At 45.3% G+C, this 16917-nt stretch carries 15 protein-coding genes; 12 read left to right on the forward strand and 3 right to left on the reverse strand.

Translation table 11 applies throughout. The annotated features are described in order from the left end of the window. Nucleotides 1-78: 78 nt before the first annotated feature. From rsfS to lipA, 9 genes are all read left to right on the forward strand, one after another. On the forward strand, nucleotides 79-396 hold the full coding sequence (gene rsfS, locus R7Q41_RS15795) for a ribosome silencing factor (protein ID WP_005373015.1): 318 nt from the start codon (nucleotides 79-81) through the stop codon (nucleotides 394-396). A gap of 4 nt (nucleotides 397-400) precedes the next feature. Continuing rightward, nucleotides 401-871, forward strand: coding sequence for a 23S rRNA (pseudouridine(1915)-N(3))-methyltransferase RlmH (gene rlmH / locus R7Q41_RS15800; RefSeq protein WP_017821762.1), 471 nt, complete (start codon nucleotides 401-403; stop codon nucleotides 869-871). A 29-nt stretch (nucleotides 872-900) separates the two neighbouring features. After that, on the forward strand, nucleotides 901-2817 hold the full coding sequence (gene mrdA / locus R7Q41_RS15805) for a penicillin-binding protein 2 (RefSeq protein WP_005384126.1): 1917 nt from the start codon (nucleotides 901-903) through the stop codon (nucleotides 2815-2817). After that, the gene (rodA, locus tag R7Q41_RS15810) at nucleotides 2817-3938 is read left to right on the forward strand and encodes a rod shape-determining protein RodA (RefSeq protein ID WP_005373004.1); all 1122 of its coding nucleotides are present in this window, start codon (nucleotides 2817-2819) and stop codon (nucleotides 3936-3938) included. The genes mrdA and rodA overlap by 1 nt, the downstream gene beginning before the upstream one ends. A 2-nt stretch (nucleotides 3939-3940) precedes the next feature. After that, complete coding sequence (locus R7Q41_RS15815) at nucleotides 3941-4744, forward strand: septal ring lytic transglycosylase RlpA family protein (RefSeq protein ID WP_005384131.1); 804 nt, start codon at nucleotides 3941-3943, stop codon at nucleotides 4742-4744. 91 nt (nucleotides 4745-4835) lie between these two features. Then, a complete protein-coding gene (locus tag R7Q41_RS15820) occupies nucleotides 4836-6014 on the forward strand; it encodes a serine hydrolase (protein ID WP_005384132.1) in 1179 nt (392 codons plus the stop codon). 139 nt (nucleotides 6015-6153) lie between these two features. Then, nucleotides 6154-6432, forward strand: coding sequence for a DUF493 family protein YbeD (ybeD, locus tag R7Q41_RS15825; protein ID WP_005384135.1), 279 nt, complete (start codon nucleotides 6154-6156; stop codon nucleotides 6430-6432). 176 nt (nucleotides 6433-6608) lie between these two features. Continuing rightward, complete coding sequence (gene lipB / locus R7Q41_RS15830) at nucleotides 6609-7271, forward strand: lipoyl(octanoyl) transferase LipB (protein WP_005384137.1); 663 nt, start codon at nucleotides 6609-6611, stop codon at nucleotides 7269-7271. After that, complete coding sequence (lipA, locus tag R7Q41_RS15835; RefSeq protein WP_005391329.1) at nucleotides 7268-8233, forward strand: lipoyl synthase; 966 nt, start codon at nucleotides 7268-7270, stop codon at nucleotides 8231-8233. Before lipB ends, lipA begins: the two co-directional genes overlap by 4 nt. 461 nt (nucleotides 8234-8694) lie before the next feature. On the opposite strand, the gene glyA is transcribed toward lipA, so the two are convergent. Then, a complete protein-coding gene (glyA, locus tag R7Q41_RS15840) occupies nucleotides 8695-9945 on the reverse strand; it encodes a serine hydroxymethyltransferase (protein ID WP_005381985.1) in 1251 nt (416 codons plus the stop codon). Between the two features lie 346 nt (nucleotides 9946-10291). On the opposite strand from glyA, the gene R7Q41_RS15845 reads away from it, so the two are divergent. From R7Q41_RS15845 to R7Q41_RS15855, 3 genes are all read left to right on the forward strand, one after another. After that, nucleotides 10292-10894, forward strand: coding sequence for a YitT family protein (locus R7Q41_RS15845; RefSeq protein WP_213964612.1), 603 nt, complete (start codon nucleotides 10292-10294; stop codon nucleotides 10892-10894). A 90-nt stretch (nucleotides 10895-10984) separates the two neighbouring features. Continuing rightward, nucleotides 10985-12505 carry a transcriptional regulator gene (locus tag R7Q41_RS15850; RefSeq protein WP_258669040.1) on the forward strand — a complete coding sequence of 507 codons (1521 nt, stop codon included), beginning with the start codon at nucleotides 10985-10987 and terminating at the stop codon, nucleotides 12503-12505. 131 nt (nucleotides 12506-12636) lie between these two features. Then, nucleotides 12637-13536: a hypothetical protein gene (locus tag R7Q41_RS15855; protein ID WP_258669043.1), complete on the forward strand. Its 900-nt coding sequence runs from the start codon at nucleotides 12637-12639 to the stop codon at nucleotides 13534-13536. Nucleotides 13537-13635: 99 nt separating this feature from the next. Here R7Q41_RS15855 and treC read toward each other — a convergent pair whose 3' ends face one another. Both treC and treB read right to left on the reverse strand, forming a co-directional pair. After that, on the reverse strand, nucleotides 13636-15321 hold the full coding sequence (gene treC / locus R7Q41_RS15860) for an alpha,alpha-phosphotrehalase (RefSeq protein ID WP_213903842.1): 1686 nt from the start codon (nucleotides 15319-15321) through the stop codon (nucleotides 13636-13638). 87 nt (nucleotides 15322-15408) lie between these two features. Beyond that, nucleotides 15409-16833: a PTS trehalose transporter subunit IIBC gene (gene treB / locus R7Q41_RS15865; RefSeq protein ID WP_054729996.1), complete on the reverse strand. Its 1425-nt coding sequence runs from the start codon at nucleotides 16831-16833 to the stop codon at nucleotides 15409-15411. Nucleotides 16834-16917 lie beyond the last annotated feature (84 nt).

Raw genomic sequence — 16917 nt, forward strand, 5'->3', positions numbered from 1 at the left:
GTGATATAGTGCGCGACCTGTTTTGCAAGCAAGAATGTAAAACACTGTAGAGATAAGAGACAAACCGAGGAAAACCGAGTGCTTCGCGAAGAACTGAAAGACTTTTTAGCTGATAAAGCCGACGACATGAAAGCGGAAGACATTATCGTCCTAAATGTGGAAGATAAATCAAGCGTGACAGATTACATGATCATCTGTACTGGTACATCCAAACGCCACGTTTCATCCATCGCTGACCATGTTGCAACAGAAGTGAAAAAAGCCGGTCTTGAGCCACTAGGAATGGAAGGTGAAAACGAAGGTGAATGGGTAGTCCTAGATATGGGCGACGCCATGCTTCACGTGATGCAAGAAGAGCACCGCGAACTCTACCAGCTAGAAAAACTCTGGGGTTAATCTTTTGAAAATTCAACTAATTGCTGTTGGCACAAAAATGCCAAAATGGGTTGAGGAAGGCTTTCAAGAATATCGTCGCCGTTTCCCGCATGATATGCCGTTGGAGTTGATTGAAATCTCTGCTGGCAAGCGTGGTAAGAATGCCGATATCGCTCGCATCCTGCAAAAAGAAGGAGAAGCGATGCTCGCGGCGGTACCAAAAGGCAACCGTATCGTCACGTTAGATATCCCAGGTAAAAAATGGGACACTCCTCAACTCGCTGAGCAGTTAGAAGCTTGGAAATTAGATGGCCGTGATGTATCAATATTAATCGGCGGTCCCGAAGGACTCGCTCCTGCATGCAAAGCTGCTGCAGACCAAAGCTGGTCATTATCTGCCTTAACGCTACCCCACCCTCTAGTGCGTATCGTAATGGCAGAAAGCTTATACCGAGCGTGGAGCATCACCGCTAACCACCCTTATCATCGCGAATAATCGTTGTTTAACTTTAGAGCCAAGCGTTAATGATTCGTAAACGCCGCAGTCAAATCCGAGATTATCAAGCCGAAGCGCGTCTGTTTGCCAGCCGCGCTATTGTTGCTTTTATCGGCATTGTTGTCTTGATGGGAGCTCTGGTTGCCAACATGTACAACATTCAGGTGAACCAGTTTCAAGACTATCAAACCCGCTCGAACGATAACCGCATCAAAGTAGTGCCTATCGCGCCTAACCGAGGTCTAATTTATGACCGAAATGGCGTTTTACTGGCAGAGAACCGTCCCGTCTTTAACTTAGAACTGACCCCAGAAAAAATTAAAGACATTGATGCAACCATCCAAGAATTACAAACTATTCTGGAAATTACACCAGACCAGATTGAACGTTTCCACCACGAGCGTAAACGGACTCGTCGATTTAAATCGGTCCCACTGCTTACCCAACTGAACGAAAAACAAGTAGCGGTATTCTCCGTCAATCAGTACCGCTTTCCAGGTGTGGAAATAAGTGCGACCTTAAAGCGCTACTACCCTTTCAGCGAAGTCTTAACCCACGTGATTGGGTATGTTTCTCGAATTAATGATCGCGACATGCAACGCCTGATCCGAGAAGAAAAAGACGCAAACTATCAAGCCACTCGCGACATTGGTAAGCTGGGTATTGAAAAATACTACGAAGACCTCTTACACGGTACAGCCGGATATCAAGAAGTCGAGGTAAACAGCCGCGGCCGAGTAATTCGTACCTTAAAGTACGTTCCACCTGTACCCGGAAAAGACATCGTTTTAAACCTTGATATCAACTTGCAGTTGTACGTACACCAATTGTTGGACGGCCGCCGAGGCAGTGCTGTAGTAATCGATCCTAGAGACAACGGCGTACTGGCTATGGTTTCAAGCCCTAGCTACGATCCTAACTCGTTCGTGCACGGAATCTCAGGTAAAGATTATCGCGCCCTTTTGAACGATAAAAACCGTCCTTTGGTCAACCGCACTACACTTGGCATTTACCCTCCTGCGTCTACCATCAAACCATTTATGGCGGTAGCCGCGCTGCAAGAAGGTGTCGTCACACCTAACACCACACGAAATGACCCTGGTTATTGGCGCATACCAAACTCCAACACACGCCCGTTTCGTGACTGGTTGCGTTGGGGGCACGGGCGCGTCGATATCATTAAGTCGATCGAAGAGTCTGTTGATACCTTCTACTATCAAATCGCTTATGACATGGGTATTGACCGTATTTCGAATTGGATGATGATGTTCGGTTTTGGTGATTACACTGGCATTGATATCTACGAAGAAAGTAAGGCGAATATGCCGACTCGTGACTGGAAAATGTCTCGCCATAAAACCCCATGGTATAAAGGTGATACGATCCCTGTGGGTATCGGCCAAGGATATTGGACAGCAACACCAATGCAAATCGCCAAAGCAACCTCCGTATTAGTAAACGAGGGAGAAGTGATCGCACCTCACTTGCTCAAAGCGACGATAGAAAATGGTAACGACTTCGAAGAGCAGCAAACGACAGAATACGTGACTTACCCACCAATCAAGAATGTGCCTAAAAAGTACTGGGATATGGCGAAAGAAGGCATGCGTCGGGTAAACCATGGCACGCGCGGAACAGCTCGCCGCTCATTCTACAAAATGAATTATGAAACAGCGGGTAAATCAGGTACTGCACAGGTCTTCGGTCTGGGTGAAAACGAAGAATACAACGCCGATGAGATCGCCGAGCACTTACGTGACCATGCGTTATTTACTGGCTTTGCACCATTTGATGATCCTAAAGTGGTCGTCACTGTAGTACTAGAAAATGCCGGTGGTGGTTCTAGTAACGGTGCCCCAGTAGTAAGGAAAATTTTTGACCGAGTCGTTCTTGGTCCAGAAGAAATTGAGCCTGAAAACAATGCGAAGAAAGAGGTAAAACAGTAATGAAGATGGATCCCTCTACAGGTAAAAATCGCGCCCTGTTTGAACGCTTCCATATCGACTTACCACTCCTACTTGGCATACTGGCCCTGATGGGGTTTGGCCTGGTGATCATGTACAGCGCCAGTGGCCAAAGTTTACTGATGATGGATCGCCAAGCCATGCGAATGGTGCTTTCACTCGTTGTGATGCTCGTCCTTGCACAGCTTTCTCCACGAACTTACGAAAGCTTGGCACCTTTGATGTTCGTTGGTGGCGTTATACTGCTTTTCGGCGTGCTGTTTTTCGGTGAAGCATCGAAAGGCGCGCAGCGTTGGCTTAACCTCGGTTTTGTGCGCTTTCAACCGTCAGAGCTATTGAAGCTCGCGGTGCCATTAATGGTGGCTCGCTATGTCGGTAGACAGCCCCTTCCACCAACGCTAAAAACACTCATTGTTGCACTGATTATGGTCTGCTTACCAACCATTCTCATTGCAAAGCAGCCTGACTTAGGTACCTCTATCCTGATCGCCGCTTCCGGTATTTTTGTTATCTTCCTCGCCGGCATTAGCTGGAAAATCATCGCTGGTGCTGCGATTGCATTAGGTGGTTTCATTCCAATTCTGTGGTTTTTCTTGATGCGAGAGTATCAAAAAGTGCGAGTTCGTACTCTATTTAACCCGGAATCTGATCCGCTAGGAGCGGGCTACCACATTATTCAGAGTAAAATTGCGATTGGCTCCGGTGGTATTTCCGGCAAAGGTTGGTTGCAAGGTACGCAGTCACAACTAGAATTTCTTCCAGAACGACACACTGACTTTATCTTTGCAGTAATTGCTGAAGAATGGGGTATGATTGGCTTCCTTTGCCTTTTAGCCATCTATCTATTTATTATTGGACGAGGTTTATATCTCGCCAGCCAAGCGCAAACCGCATTTGGACGAATGATGGCAGGCAGTATTGTACTCAGCTTCTTCGTGTATATTTTTGTAAATATTGGCATGGTAAGTGGCATCCTACCTGTTGTAGGTGTACCGTTGCCACTCATCAGTTATGGCGGCACATCAATGGTAACCTTGATGGCTGGTTTTGGTATTCTGATGTCGATTCATACGCACCGAAAAGCATTCTCTAAGGCGACCTAGACATGCAAAAACGCGCTTTATATTCCTTGGTTTTCTCTGCTCTTATTTTGGCAGGCTGTTCATCAACTAGCCAAAAAGAACAAGAAGGCCGTTACGAACTCGAATCCGATGTTGCACCGGATACACCGCTTTCAGTCGAACACATCGAGGATGCGCATCCTAAATATGAACCGTACAGCCTAGGTGGGAACAAAGATTACCACTTGCGTGGCAAAGACTACAAAATAGTTCGCAATGCGAAAGGCTTTAAAGAAAAAGGCCGCGCATCTTGGTATGGGAAAAAATTCCAAGGTCATTTGACTTCTAATGGCGAAATCTATGACATGTATTCAATGACGGCAGCGCATAAAACGCTACCGTTACCAAGTTACGTAAAAGTTACCAATACTGACAACGGCAAAACCACCGTAGTACGAGTTAATGACCGAGGTCCTTTTCACGATGGTCGTATCATTGATTTAAGCTATGCCGCCGCGCACAAGTTAGATGTCATAAAAACAGGCACCGCGAACGTGGAAATTGAAGTGATCAGTATCAATCAGCCCACGGACAAAAAGTCATTAGAAGCGCACCCTAGGTACGTTATTCAAGTGGCATCATCAAAAAATGAAGAACGCGCGCGAACTTTAGGTACCGAGCTTGGTCAAAAATTGGATACAGAAACTTTCCTAGAGAGTGCGAAAGAGTCTTATCGCTTGTTGTTAGGGCCATTTACTGACTATTCCCTGACGCAAGCCACATTAGATAAAGTAAAGTTGCTCGGCTATTCGTCTGCATTTATTAAAAAACACAACACTGCCAAATGACCTCGTGTCATGAATTTCTCTTTGATCCCCCTCTTACATAACTAGGGATTCTGATAAGATGTCTGCAGTTAACCCAAAAATTTGAATTACCATGAATAAAAATAAGTTTGTGAAATCTATTCTCGTTTCTTCGGTTGCCCTTTCTGCAACTTTCGCTCAATCTGCTCTTGCATCACCTATCGTTGTTCCAGATGCCCCTCAAATCGCGGCGAAGGGCTACGTGCTGATGGATTACCATTCAGGTAAAGTACTGGCAGAGAAAGAGATGAACACAAAATTGTCTCCAGCTAGTCTGACTAAGATGATGACCAGCTATGTAATCGGCCAAGAGCTAGCGCGTGGTAATATCTCAGAAGATGATGATGTCACCATCAGTAAAAATGCGTGGGCGAAAAACTTCCCTGATTCATCAAAGATGTTCATTGAAGTAGGCACAACAGTTAAAGTACGTGACCTGAACCGAGGTATCATCGTCCAGTCAGGTAACGATGCCTGTGTTGCGATGGCAGAACATATTGCAGGTTCAGAAGATGCGTTTGTTGACCTAATGAACGCTTGGGCCAACACATTGGGTATGACTAACTCGCACTTTGCCAACGTTCATGGCTTAGATAACGCAGAGTTGTACTCAACACCATACGACATGGCTCTGCTGGGTAAAGCACTTATCCGTGACGTACCAAATGAGTACCGAGTGTACTCAGAGAAGAAATTTACTTACAACGGCATCACCCAATACAACCGTAACGGTCTACTTTGGGATAAGAGCATGAACGTTGACGGTATCAAAACGGGTCACACAAGTAATGCGGGTTACAGCCTAGTAAGTTCAGCAACTGAAGGTCAAATGCGCTTGGTTGCGGTCGTTATGGGTACTAAAGATGCCAATGCTCGTAAGTCAGAAAGTAAAAAGCTGCTAAGCTACGGCTTCCGTTTCTTCGAAACAGTGGCACCGCACAAAGCAGGTGAAACGTTCGTAGAAGAAAAAGTGTGGATGGGTAACAAAGACACCGTAGCACTGGGTCTTGACCAAGATACTTACGTAACACTACCGCGTGGTGAAGCGAAAAACCTAAAAGCAAGCTTCGTCCTTGAAAAAGAGCTAGAAGCCCCAATTAATAAAGGTGATGTAGTTGGTAAGCTATACTATCAGATCGATGGTGAAGATATTGCCGAATACCCACTAATGGCACTAGAAACCGTAGAGCAAGGTAGTCTATTTAGCCGCATGTGGGATTACATCGTATTGTTATTCAAGAGCTTCTTCTAAAAAGAACATTAGAGTAGCAAACTTATTCGCAAAGCCGCCTGAATGGGCGGCTTTTTAAGTTTGAGCTCCTCGTCTTGAGTTCCCCCTAATTTGACTGTACTATTTCGCACCGCAACGAATATCTACTGGAGTTATCGATATGCTAACCATCAACTCTGATGCAAAATTAAAAGACCTGCTTGAGTTCCCTTGTTCATTTACTTACAAGGTAATGGGTCATGCAAAGCCTGAACTTCCAGAGCTTGTTCTTGAAGTTATTCAGCGCCATGCTCCAGGTGACTACAGCCCGACCGTTAAACCAAGTGCTAAGGGCAACTACCACTCTGTGTCAATCAACATTACTGCAACCTCTATCGAGCAGGTTGAGACACTGTACAAAGAGTTAGGTGAAATTGACATCGTACGCATGGTTCTATAATTTTTTGATATATTAAATTTTTTTTGAAAGCAGCCTTGGCTGCTTTCTTTTTATTTATCAAAGAGATAACGAGGCTTTACATCACTTTCAGTTAAAAATCTGTTACGCAGCGGTAGAGCATCAGGGTTATCCGGTTTATAATCCAAAAACTTTATATATTAGCAACAGGAATTCCCATGCAACACCAACTTGTTGTAAAACGACTTGGCCGCCAAGACTATGAGCCTGTATGGAAGGCGATGCATGAGTTCACCGACCAACGCACAGAAGAAACCCGTGATGAAGTCTGGTTGGTAGAACATAACCCAGTATTTACGCAAGGACAGGCAGGTAAAGCTGAGCACTTGATTAACACTGGCGATATTCCTGTTGTACAAAGTGATCGCGGAGGCCAGGTTACGTATCATGGCCCTGGTCAGTTGGTCGCCTACTTCTTGATCAACCTACGCCGTAAAAAATTAGGTGTACGAGATCTCGTTACCACAATCGAGAACCTCGTGATCAACACGCTAAAAGCATACAATATTGACTCAGCCGCACGACCTGACGCACCAGGTGTCTACGTTGCCGGTAAGAAAATATGCTCTCTCGGTTTACGCATTCGTAAAGGATGCTCGTTTCATGGTTTAGCCTTGAACGTAAATATGGATTTAACACCGTTTCTGCGTATTAACCCTTGTGGTTATGAAGGTATGGAAATGGTTCAGGTCAGCCAATTTGGCGGCCCAGACAATGTAGAAGCCGTAGAAAAACAATTAATAGAAGAACTCGTTACTTTGCTCGATTATGAGCAAGTAGAATTCAGCACAGAAGCACCTTCTCAAGGTAATAAAGCATGAGCAAACCAATCCAGATGGAAAAAGGCGTTAAATATCGTGACGCCGATAAAATGGCATTGATTCCCGTAAAGAACATGCCTACAGAGCAGAAAGAAGTGCTACGTAAGCCTGATTGGATGAAGATCAAGCTACCAGCCGACAGCCAACGAATTCAAGACATCAAAGCGGCGATGCGTAAGAATAAACTTCACTCCGTATGTGAAGAAGCATCTTGCCCGAACCTAGCGGAATGTTTTAACCACGGTACAGCAACCTTCATGATCTTAGGTGCTATTTGTACTCGTCGTTGTCCTTTCTGTGACGTTGCTCATGGCCGCCCATTACCACCGGAAGCAGAAGAGCCTCAAAAACTGGCGAAAACCATTGCCGATATGAAGCTGAAATACGTAGTAATCACTTCTGTTGACCGTGACGATCTGCGTGACGGCGGTGCACAACACTTTGCCGATTGTAACCGCGAGATCCGTGCGTTAAACCCGCATATTAAGATTGAAACACTGGTTCCTGACTTCCGTGGTCGCATGGATGTAGCGCTTGATCTAATGAAAGACAATCCGCCAGATGTCTTCAACCACAACTTAGAAACAGCGCCACGTCTTTACCGTAAAGCTCGCCCAGGTGCGAACTATAAATGGTCACTTGAGCTTCTTAAGAAGTTCAAAGAGCAGCATCCCGATGTACCGACCAAGTCTGGTTTGATGATGGGTCTTGGTGAAACCAAAGAAGAAATCATCGAAGTACTGAAAGATCTACGCGCACACGGCGTAACGATGCTGACTCTAGGCCAGTATTTAGCGCCAAGCCGTCACCACTTGCCAGTAGAACGTTACGTTCCACCATCTGAGTTTGACGAGCTAAAAGAAGTTGCACTAGAACTTGGCTTCACGCATGCAGCGTGTGGTCCATTTGTGCGCTCTTCTTACCATGCCGATATGCAAGCTCAAGGTATCGAGATTAAATAAGCTCTCGCTTGTTTTGAAAAGCTTGTTTTGAAGAGAAAAGGTTGGCTCAGTGCCAACCTTTTTTGTATCTGGCAAATGATGATAAAAAGCCATTCTACCACTGTCATTCTGAACAGCGAGGAACGAGCGTGATTCAGAATCAGTTTTCAGAGTACTGATGATTTTTAGGGAAACTCTGAGTAAAAGAGTGTGCCTCAACAAGATTCCTGATCTCGCCTCGGCTCGTCGGAATGACGTGGTTTGGATATATTGAAAAGGGACAGTGTTGGTAGCCATCCCCTTATCACACACTCTCGCTATATCTCATTCCAAACGCCAGACAAACAAAAAGGCCCTCAAATGAGGGCCTTTAGTATATCAATGTTCAAAATAGACGAGTCGAGTTCTAGGAGAACACACGGAGTTTGCGCGAGCAAATGAGTATGTTCGACACCGAAATCGACTCATTCTATGAAGACCGGTTAGGCATAAACCGGTAGACGCTTACAAATTTCTAGCACTTTCTGTTTTGTCGCTTCGATAACTTCTTCGTTGCCGATGTTATCTAGAACGTCACACATCCAGTTTGCTAGCTCTTTTGCATCTTCTTCAGTGAAGCCACGGCGAGTGATCGCTGGCGTACCTACACGAATACCAGACGTTACGAATGGGCTGCGTGGGTCATTTGGTACTGAGTTCTTGTTTACAGTGATGTTTGCTGCACCTAGTGCCGCGTCTGCGTCTTTACCAGTGATATCTTTGTCGATTAGGTCAACAAGGAACAAGTGGTTTTCTGTACCGTTAGATACGATTTTGTAGCCACGCTCTTGGAACTGACCAACCATTGCTTTTGCGTTTTTCACTACGCGAGCTTGATAAGCTTTGAACTCTGGCTCCATCGCTTCTTTGAACGCTACTGCTTTACCAGCGATAACGTGCATTAGAGGGCCACCTTGACCACCAGGGAACACTGCTGAGTTCAATTTCTTGTACATATCTTCGCCAGCATTTGACAAGATAAGACCACCGCGAGGACCTGCTAGTGTTTTGTGCGTCGTTGTTGTTACCACGTGAGCATGCGGTACTGGTGTTGGGTATTCACCGGCAGCGATAAGACCAGCTACGTGCGCCATATCAACAAATAAGTAAGCACCTGCTTTGTCAGCGATTTCACGCATGCGTTTCCAATCAACGATTTGCGAGTAAGCAGAGAAACCACCGATGATCATCTTAGGTTTGTGTTCAAGTGCTAGCTGTTCCATCTCATCGTAGTTGATTTGACCAGCTTCATCGATACCGTAAGGGATAACGTTGTAGTGCTTACCAGAGAAGTTTACTGGTGAACCGTGAGTTAGGTGACCACCGTGTGCTAGGCTCATGCCTAAAACTGTATCGCCTGGGTTAAGAAGCGCCATGTAAACTGCGCTGTTTGCTTGAGAACCTGAGTGAGGCTGTACGTTAGCGTACTCACAACCAAATAGTTGGCATGCACGCTCAATTGCTAGTGCTTCAGCTTTATCTACGTACTCACAACCGCCGTAGTAACGCTTACCTGGGTAGCCTTCAGCGTATTTGTTCGTTAGCTGAGAACCTTGCGCTTCCATTACACGTGGGCTTGTGTAGTTTTCAGAAGCGATAAGTTCAATGTGTTCTTCCTGGCGAAGAGTTTCTTCCTGGATAGCTGCGAACAGTTCCGCATCGTAATCTGCGATGTTCATATCACGCTTAAGCATCTGTATCTCCTGACTCAGATTAGTACTGAAAGTTGCAAAAAAACTGTTGAATGACCCGACGCAAACGTTTTCGTCACCCTAATGGCGCGCATTCTACATAATTTGATTTAGGTCATAAAGAGAAATTTACAATTTTCTCATGCAGTTTTTTCATGATGACAAGCAATGTTTATCATGCCAGCATTGCAATCGCATAACGACAATCTATTGCCTGTCAAATTTGTGCTTTACACCCTGTAAAACAGCAATTACATAGGTTTACCGTAAATTTTACCCTCTAGCTACCGAAAAGATCATCTTTTTACTACTATGCACGCCTTATTTATCACTAATGACTGCAACATTGATGGAAAAACACTCATTAAAAGAAGACTGGATAGCGATTCTCACGGGTACCTTTTTAGTAGCTCAAGGCGTTTTCTTTCTCCAATCCGCTAACCTTCTAACGGGAGGCACGACTGGATTGGCTCTGCTTATTAGCCAATTTACACCTTTTACCTTTGGTGTGCTGTACTTTTTAGCAAACAGTCCTTTTTACTTACTAGCATGGAAACGCTTCGGCCGTCATTTCGCCATTAATAGTGCCATTTCTGGCGCGTTGGTTTCTATCTTTGCCGATCATCTTTATTTGCTAATCTCGCTCGAATCGGTAAATGAAGTTTATTGCGCCGTCGCAGGCGGGCTTTTAATGGGGCTCGGTATGCTGATCCTATTCCGACATCGCTCCAGCTTAGGTGGCTTTAACGTGCTGTGTTTGTTTATCCAAGACAAATTTGGCATTTCAGTTGGCAAAAGCCAAATGGCAATCGATGCATGTATCCTGTTTTCTTCATTCTTCTTTGTTACACCAGAAGTGATTGGCCTTTCAATTTTGGGGGCGTTTGCACTCAATGTCGTGTTAGCGATGAACCACAAACCGCACCGCTATTCCGTGACCTACGGTTCATAAATTTTTGATAGTGATTGAAGCGCGATTTATAAGATTTCGCGCTCCAATCGCTATATAATACTTCGCGATTTCCAAATAGATCGGTACGGTATGCGCGACTTTCTGCAACAAGCTAAACAGACTCACAGTTGTATTGCGATTGGAGAGCTGATCTATAACCCGAAGACACAGACCCTTCATCAAGATGCTATCGCGATTGATCTTGAACCTCGCACCATTGAATTATTAGAACTGCTGTTAACAAGCGTTGGCCACCCACTCTCTGCTGACACCATTATTGAAACCATTTGGCAGAGCAAGTTCATCTCTAAGAATGTGCTCACGAACCGCATTAGCACCTTACGTGCCCTGCTACAGCAGTACTTACCCGAATACGATGCCGCTAAGCTCTTGGTCACTTACCCCCGCAAAGGCTACTTTCTTAACCCTGCCAATATTCGTTTAGTGCCACCAGCGAAAAACCATCGGCGCGTTATCTCAACCCAGGTGGCGAGTAATAAGAACTTCAAGCTGATTTTTGCTTACAGCTTATGTGCCATACTTGCGGTATGTAGCATGACACTCGCAAGCTTGTTATGGCAACGCCAAGAAATCTCAACACAACAAACACGTCATCAACTACTGATTCCCAAAGTCGAGCTACTACTCAACCGTGTCGATTCAATCGGCTCCCAGGCGCGAAAATACCGCATACTGGTCAAAGCCATCTTGCTGCAACAACAGGTCGAATATCCATACACCGACATCGCCAACCAAGATGCTCCTAGTTACTTTCTTGATCCTATCGGTCAAACGCCATATTTCCCTGGCGCACGAAACATGCAGACCAGCGACTACGAGCTCAATATCGAGTTAAAAGACGGCACAAAACAGGGCATCTTGAAAGCGCAGATGAACCTTATTTATCCTGCGACGGGCAAGCTGGCGTTTCGCAATGAGTACACACTGCGTTTATCTGCCTTACAATCGGATATTTTCCAAATGCACTCGGATGTCGCGCAATACTTCAATCTGCCTGCACCTTCGGCAAGTTCGTGGCAGCTTTCGGATATTCACAAAAAAATGTTATTCGAGAATGCCTTTTCTAGCCAACCTCTCCGACAATCTGATGAATTTGCGGCTATAACAACGGCAAGACATCTCGCCTTATACGAGCACGAACATCAAAAGCTGGAAGCGTATTTAACTCAAGTACAATCGTCGTTTGATGTTTTGCCAGATGAGCTGAGCCTCTGGTTAGGTCTATTGCATTTCAAATTAGGTAACTTAGACAGGGCAAAAGCTCTGTTAACGACACCAGATGGCGACTCACGTATCCAAAACGCACTGATTTATACCTTTGTGTCTCACATTGCTTATAAGCAGAACAAACTTGAACAGTTCCGTCTCAACTACATGGAATCACTGGTGGCGCTGCTGCGCGTTTTACCTTCCGAAACCTTGTTTGAGCGTCTTTCTCAATCTGAATCAAAAGAGACTTGCCTCCAACCGTGGAAAACGTTGCATGTTAGTGTGACCGATCAAGAAATCATAAGCCGATGGAAAGCGCTCATTAACGAGTATTGCACTAACGTAGCCAACGAAATAACCCCAAACAAAACAAAGACTTAAATATAAAATTAAGCTTTCATTAACCCCTGTTAGCTTTTGTTTTTTGCCCTTTTTCTCTCACTGAACTTAGCATGCTCGCATTCAAGCAACGGCCCAACATGAAACGGCCTTATCAATCAGGAATGTAAACCATGCTAAACAAAATGACGCTTATCGCAGCAGCAACTCTGGCTCTTTACGGCTGTGGCGGAGGTTCGTCTTCTGGCAGTGCGAATCCAAACAAAATGCCTCAAGAAAGTTTCGACGTCTCGATTCACAACTCAATCTTCGCTCCTGTACCAAACACACAATTGAGCTATTCGTTTAGCTTGGATGGCCAACCAGAGGGCGACATGAAACTGAGCTTCCAAGCGATGGATAGCGAGCAAATATTGGCAGCATTGGCACAAATCCCAAACAGCGAGGCAATGGTCCAGTTGGTTAATGACTTGGTGAACTACGGCGCCGAACAGTTCTACTATTCAGACGAGCAGTACAACGACGACGAAGAGAGCAATACGCTTTACTTTGCAGGATCAGATGGTGCACTCCATGAAATCACTGACGCTTATTTCATTGGTCATCAGTTTATTGCCATGCTTATGCACAGCAGTCCGATTTTCCGCCTAAACGGTGACGACGTAAAAGAGAAAAGCCCGAATATTGACATCGGTGAAGAAACTATGTCTCTGCAAACCACTCTTACAGGCTACGCAGTTCACAACCTTCTAGACCGTTTTGAAGATCATGAGTGGGTACAAAACCTTCCTATGACAGCATCTTGCCAAGTGGTTTGGCAACAGCAAATCCGAGAGACTGGTGTGCGTAAAGCGTTCTCGATCTCAGGCAAGAAAATTGAAGCGGCATACCTGATGGAAGAGAACATCTACAACCTAAACTGTGATGATATGGACTCAATGGAGTTCGCCACTTCGGCAGAACGTTGGTTTAATCCGAGCTTAGGTCTGATTGAACAAATTGAACTGCTGAAAGTACAACAAGTACAAATCAACGAAGAGAAAGTGCAGCTAACAGCGATTGAAACAAAATAAGCTCGCATTTTTTAGAGATATCTCAATAAAAGAAGGCTTTGGGGAGCACACCAAAGCCTTCATCTCGAACATCAATCTTAGGGGTGATGACACCCGAGTTTATTCTTCTATCAATAAAATACGAGTTTCGTAAGGTCGTAACACTTGATGGTTTGACGCGACTGCGCTCGCTGAGTTTTGATAGTTAGATAGCAAGTTTTTCGCTTTACTCATATCAAAACGTTCTGGCAGAACGCATTCCACCTCTTCAGCATAGTAGTTATTGATACACAGCAGCGTTTGCTTATCGTTCTGACGAGCGTAAGCGAAAATACGTTTGTGCTCTGGCAGCAGGTCCTCGTAACGACCATCGGTGATCACTGGAACCTGTTTACGCAGTTCAATCAGACGCTTGTAAAAGTAGAACACCGAGTTTAAATCGGCAACCGCAGCTTCAGCATTGATTTCAGTGTAATTCTTCGCCACTTCAAGCCAAGGCGTGCCCTCAGTAAAGCCCGCGTGTTTTGCACTGTTCCATTGCATTGGTGTACGTGAGTTATCACGCGACTTCTGTGCCAAGATCGCCATCATATCGTCATGAGATACACCATCACGGTTGACCATGATGTCGTACATGTTAGTACTTTCAACATCACGATATTGGCTGATTTCGGTATAACCCGGGTTGGTCATGCCGATCTCTTCCCCCTGGTAAACATAAGGTGTGCCTTGCATCATGTGCACTGATGCCGCAAGCATCTTGGCAGATTCAACACGGTATTGCTCTTCGTTACCTAATCGGCTCACAACGCGTGGCTGGTCGTGGTTACACCAGAACAACGCCCCCCACCCTTTGCCATTTAAGCCCGTTTGCCAATGATTGAAGATCTGTTTTAACTGAATGAAATCAAACGGCGCTTTGGTCCATTTTTCACCATTTGGATAATCGACTTTCAGATGATGGAAGTTGAACACCATGGATAGCTCTTTGCCGTCTAGCGAAGAATATTGCTGGCAGTGCTCTAGCGTAGTGGAAGACATTTCACCCACCGTCACGCTGCCGTATTTTTGAAACACAGATTCGCTAATCTCTTGAAGGTATTCGTGCACACGTGGACCATCCGTGTAGAAACGACGACCATCACCAATATCGTCACTTGGAAAATCTTGCTGCTTGGAAATCAGGTTGATAACGTCGAGACGGAAACCATCCACTCCTTTTTCTGCCCAGAAGCTGATGACTTCTTTCACTTCTTCACGCACTACTGGGTTTTCCCAGTTTAAGTCCGCTTGCTCTTTAGCAAAAAGGTGCAAATAGTACTGGCCTGTTTTTTCATCCAGCGCCCAAGCGTTACCACCAAACTTAGATTGCCAGTTGTTTGGTTCTACACCATCTACCGGATCTTTCCAAATGTAGTAATCACGGTATGGGCTGTTTTTATCACCCAGTGCGGATTGGAACCACTTGTGTTCTGTCGACGTGTGGTTCACTACAATGTCCATGATAATACGAATGCCCAACTGATGCGCTTCTGCTAGCAAAGTATCGAAATCTTCCATAGTGCCGAACTCAGGGTTGATCGAGTAGTAATCGGATATGTCATAACCGTTGTCGATCATTGGTGATTGGTAAACCGGCGTCAGCCAAATCGCATCCACACCAAGATGCTTAAGATAATCCAGCTTAGAAATGATCCCTTTGATGTCGCCCGTGCCTTTACTGCCACTGTCACAAAAGCTTTTTGGGTAAATTTGATAGATGGTTGCGGTTTTCCACCAGCTCTCATCATGCTTGGTCATAGCCATTTCTAACACTCACTTACCAGTAATCGGAAACTTAAAATTTGAAAAGAAAAATAGGAGGAGGCAGCCAAGTCACTGCCTCAAATAGAATTACGCGTTTGCAGGCTCAAGCTCACCTTTGGCTTGTGCACGCTTATAAAGAATTAACGTTAATGCAGCAGGTACTAGCATTGCGACTAACATAGCCAAAGCAAAAATGCCCCAGAACTGCGGTTGGATAGACAAGATGCCCGGCAAACCGCCCACACCGATACCGTTCGCCATTACGCCCGCACTACCACAAATAGCAGCAGCACACGCACTACCGATCATCGCGCTCAGCATTGGGAACTTGTATTTCAAGTTGATGCCGTACATCGCCGGCTCGGTCACACCAAGGTAAGCAGAGATAGCCGCAGGTACTGAGATATCACGCTCGCCATGTTTTTTACTGATGATAATGATGCCGACGACCGCAGACGCTTGAGCAATATTTGAAAGCGCAATCAGAGGCCAAATTGGCGTGCCGCCTAGCTCTTGCATTAATTGAAGGTCAACCGCGTTGGTGGTGTGGTGAATACCAGTAATGACCAATGGCGCGTATAGGAAGCCGAAGATGGTTGAGCCAATCATTGCGAAGTCACCTGTCATGGCTGCTTTTGCTGCGAAAGCAACACCATCACCCAACATACGACCGAATGGGCCAATGATAGAGTGCGCAAGAATCACAGACACAATGATAGAGACAAACGGCACAACCACTAGGTAAAGGTAAGACGGAATGATGCGTTTTAAGTTGGTTTCAATAAACGCCAGTGCCATACCAGCGAGCATTGCCGGAATCACTTGCGCTTGGTAGCCCACTTTCTCGATGGCGAATAAGCCAAAATCCCACACTTCGGGTACTTGCTTACCAATTAGGTAGGCGTTCATTAACTGTGGCGAAACCAGCGTGACACCCAATGTGATACCCAAAATCGGAGTACCGCCGAGTTTTTTCACTGTCGACCAACACACGCCAACTGGTAGGAAGAAGAAGATTGCTTCACCAATTAGCCATAGGAAAGAGTGTACCGTTGCCCAAAACTGGCTGATTTCCGTTAGCGTTTGACCATCAAACATCTTGATGTCGCCAATCACGTTACGGAAGCCAAGAATCAGACCACCGGTGATGATCGCAGGTAGCAGTGGTACAAAGATTTCAGCAAGGTGGGAAATACCACGCTCAACGATGTTCATGTTTTGACGAGCAGCGTTCTTAGATTCATCTTTGCTCGATTCACTTTTGCCGCTTAGCTCGATCAGTACTTTGTAAACTTCATCAACTTCAGTGCCGATGACGACCTGAAATTGACCTGCGTTGGTAAAGCAGCCCTTCACCATAGGCAGTGCATCTAACTGTTTTGTATCGGCTTTGTCAGTGTCATTCAACACGAAACGCAAGCGAGTTAAGCAGTGGCTTACACTGGCAATATTGTCCGATCCCCCGACCAGCTCAATAAGACGCTGTACATCTTGACGCGCAATCTTACTCATAACTTTGTCCACCCTGTATTGGATACATTCGATTCATCATTTTGTTTTTATAAATGGGAACATTCCCATTTCTTAATTTTAATA

The organism is Vibrio sp. 2096, assembly GCF_033339595.1.
GTDB classification, from domain to species: domain Bacteria; phylum Pseudomonadota; class Gammaproteobacteria; order Enterobacterales; family Vibrionaceae; genus Vibrio; species Vibrio alginolyticus.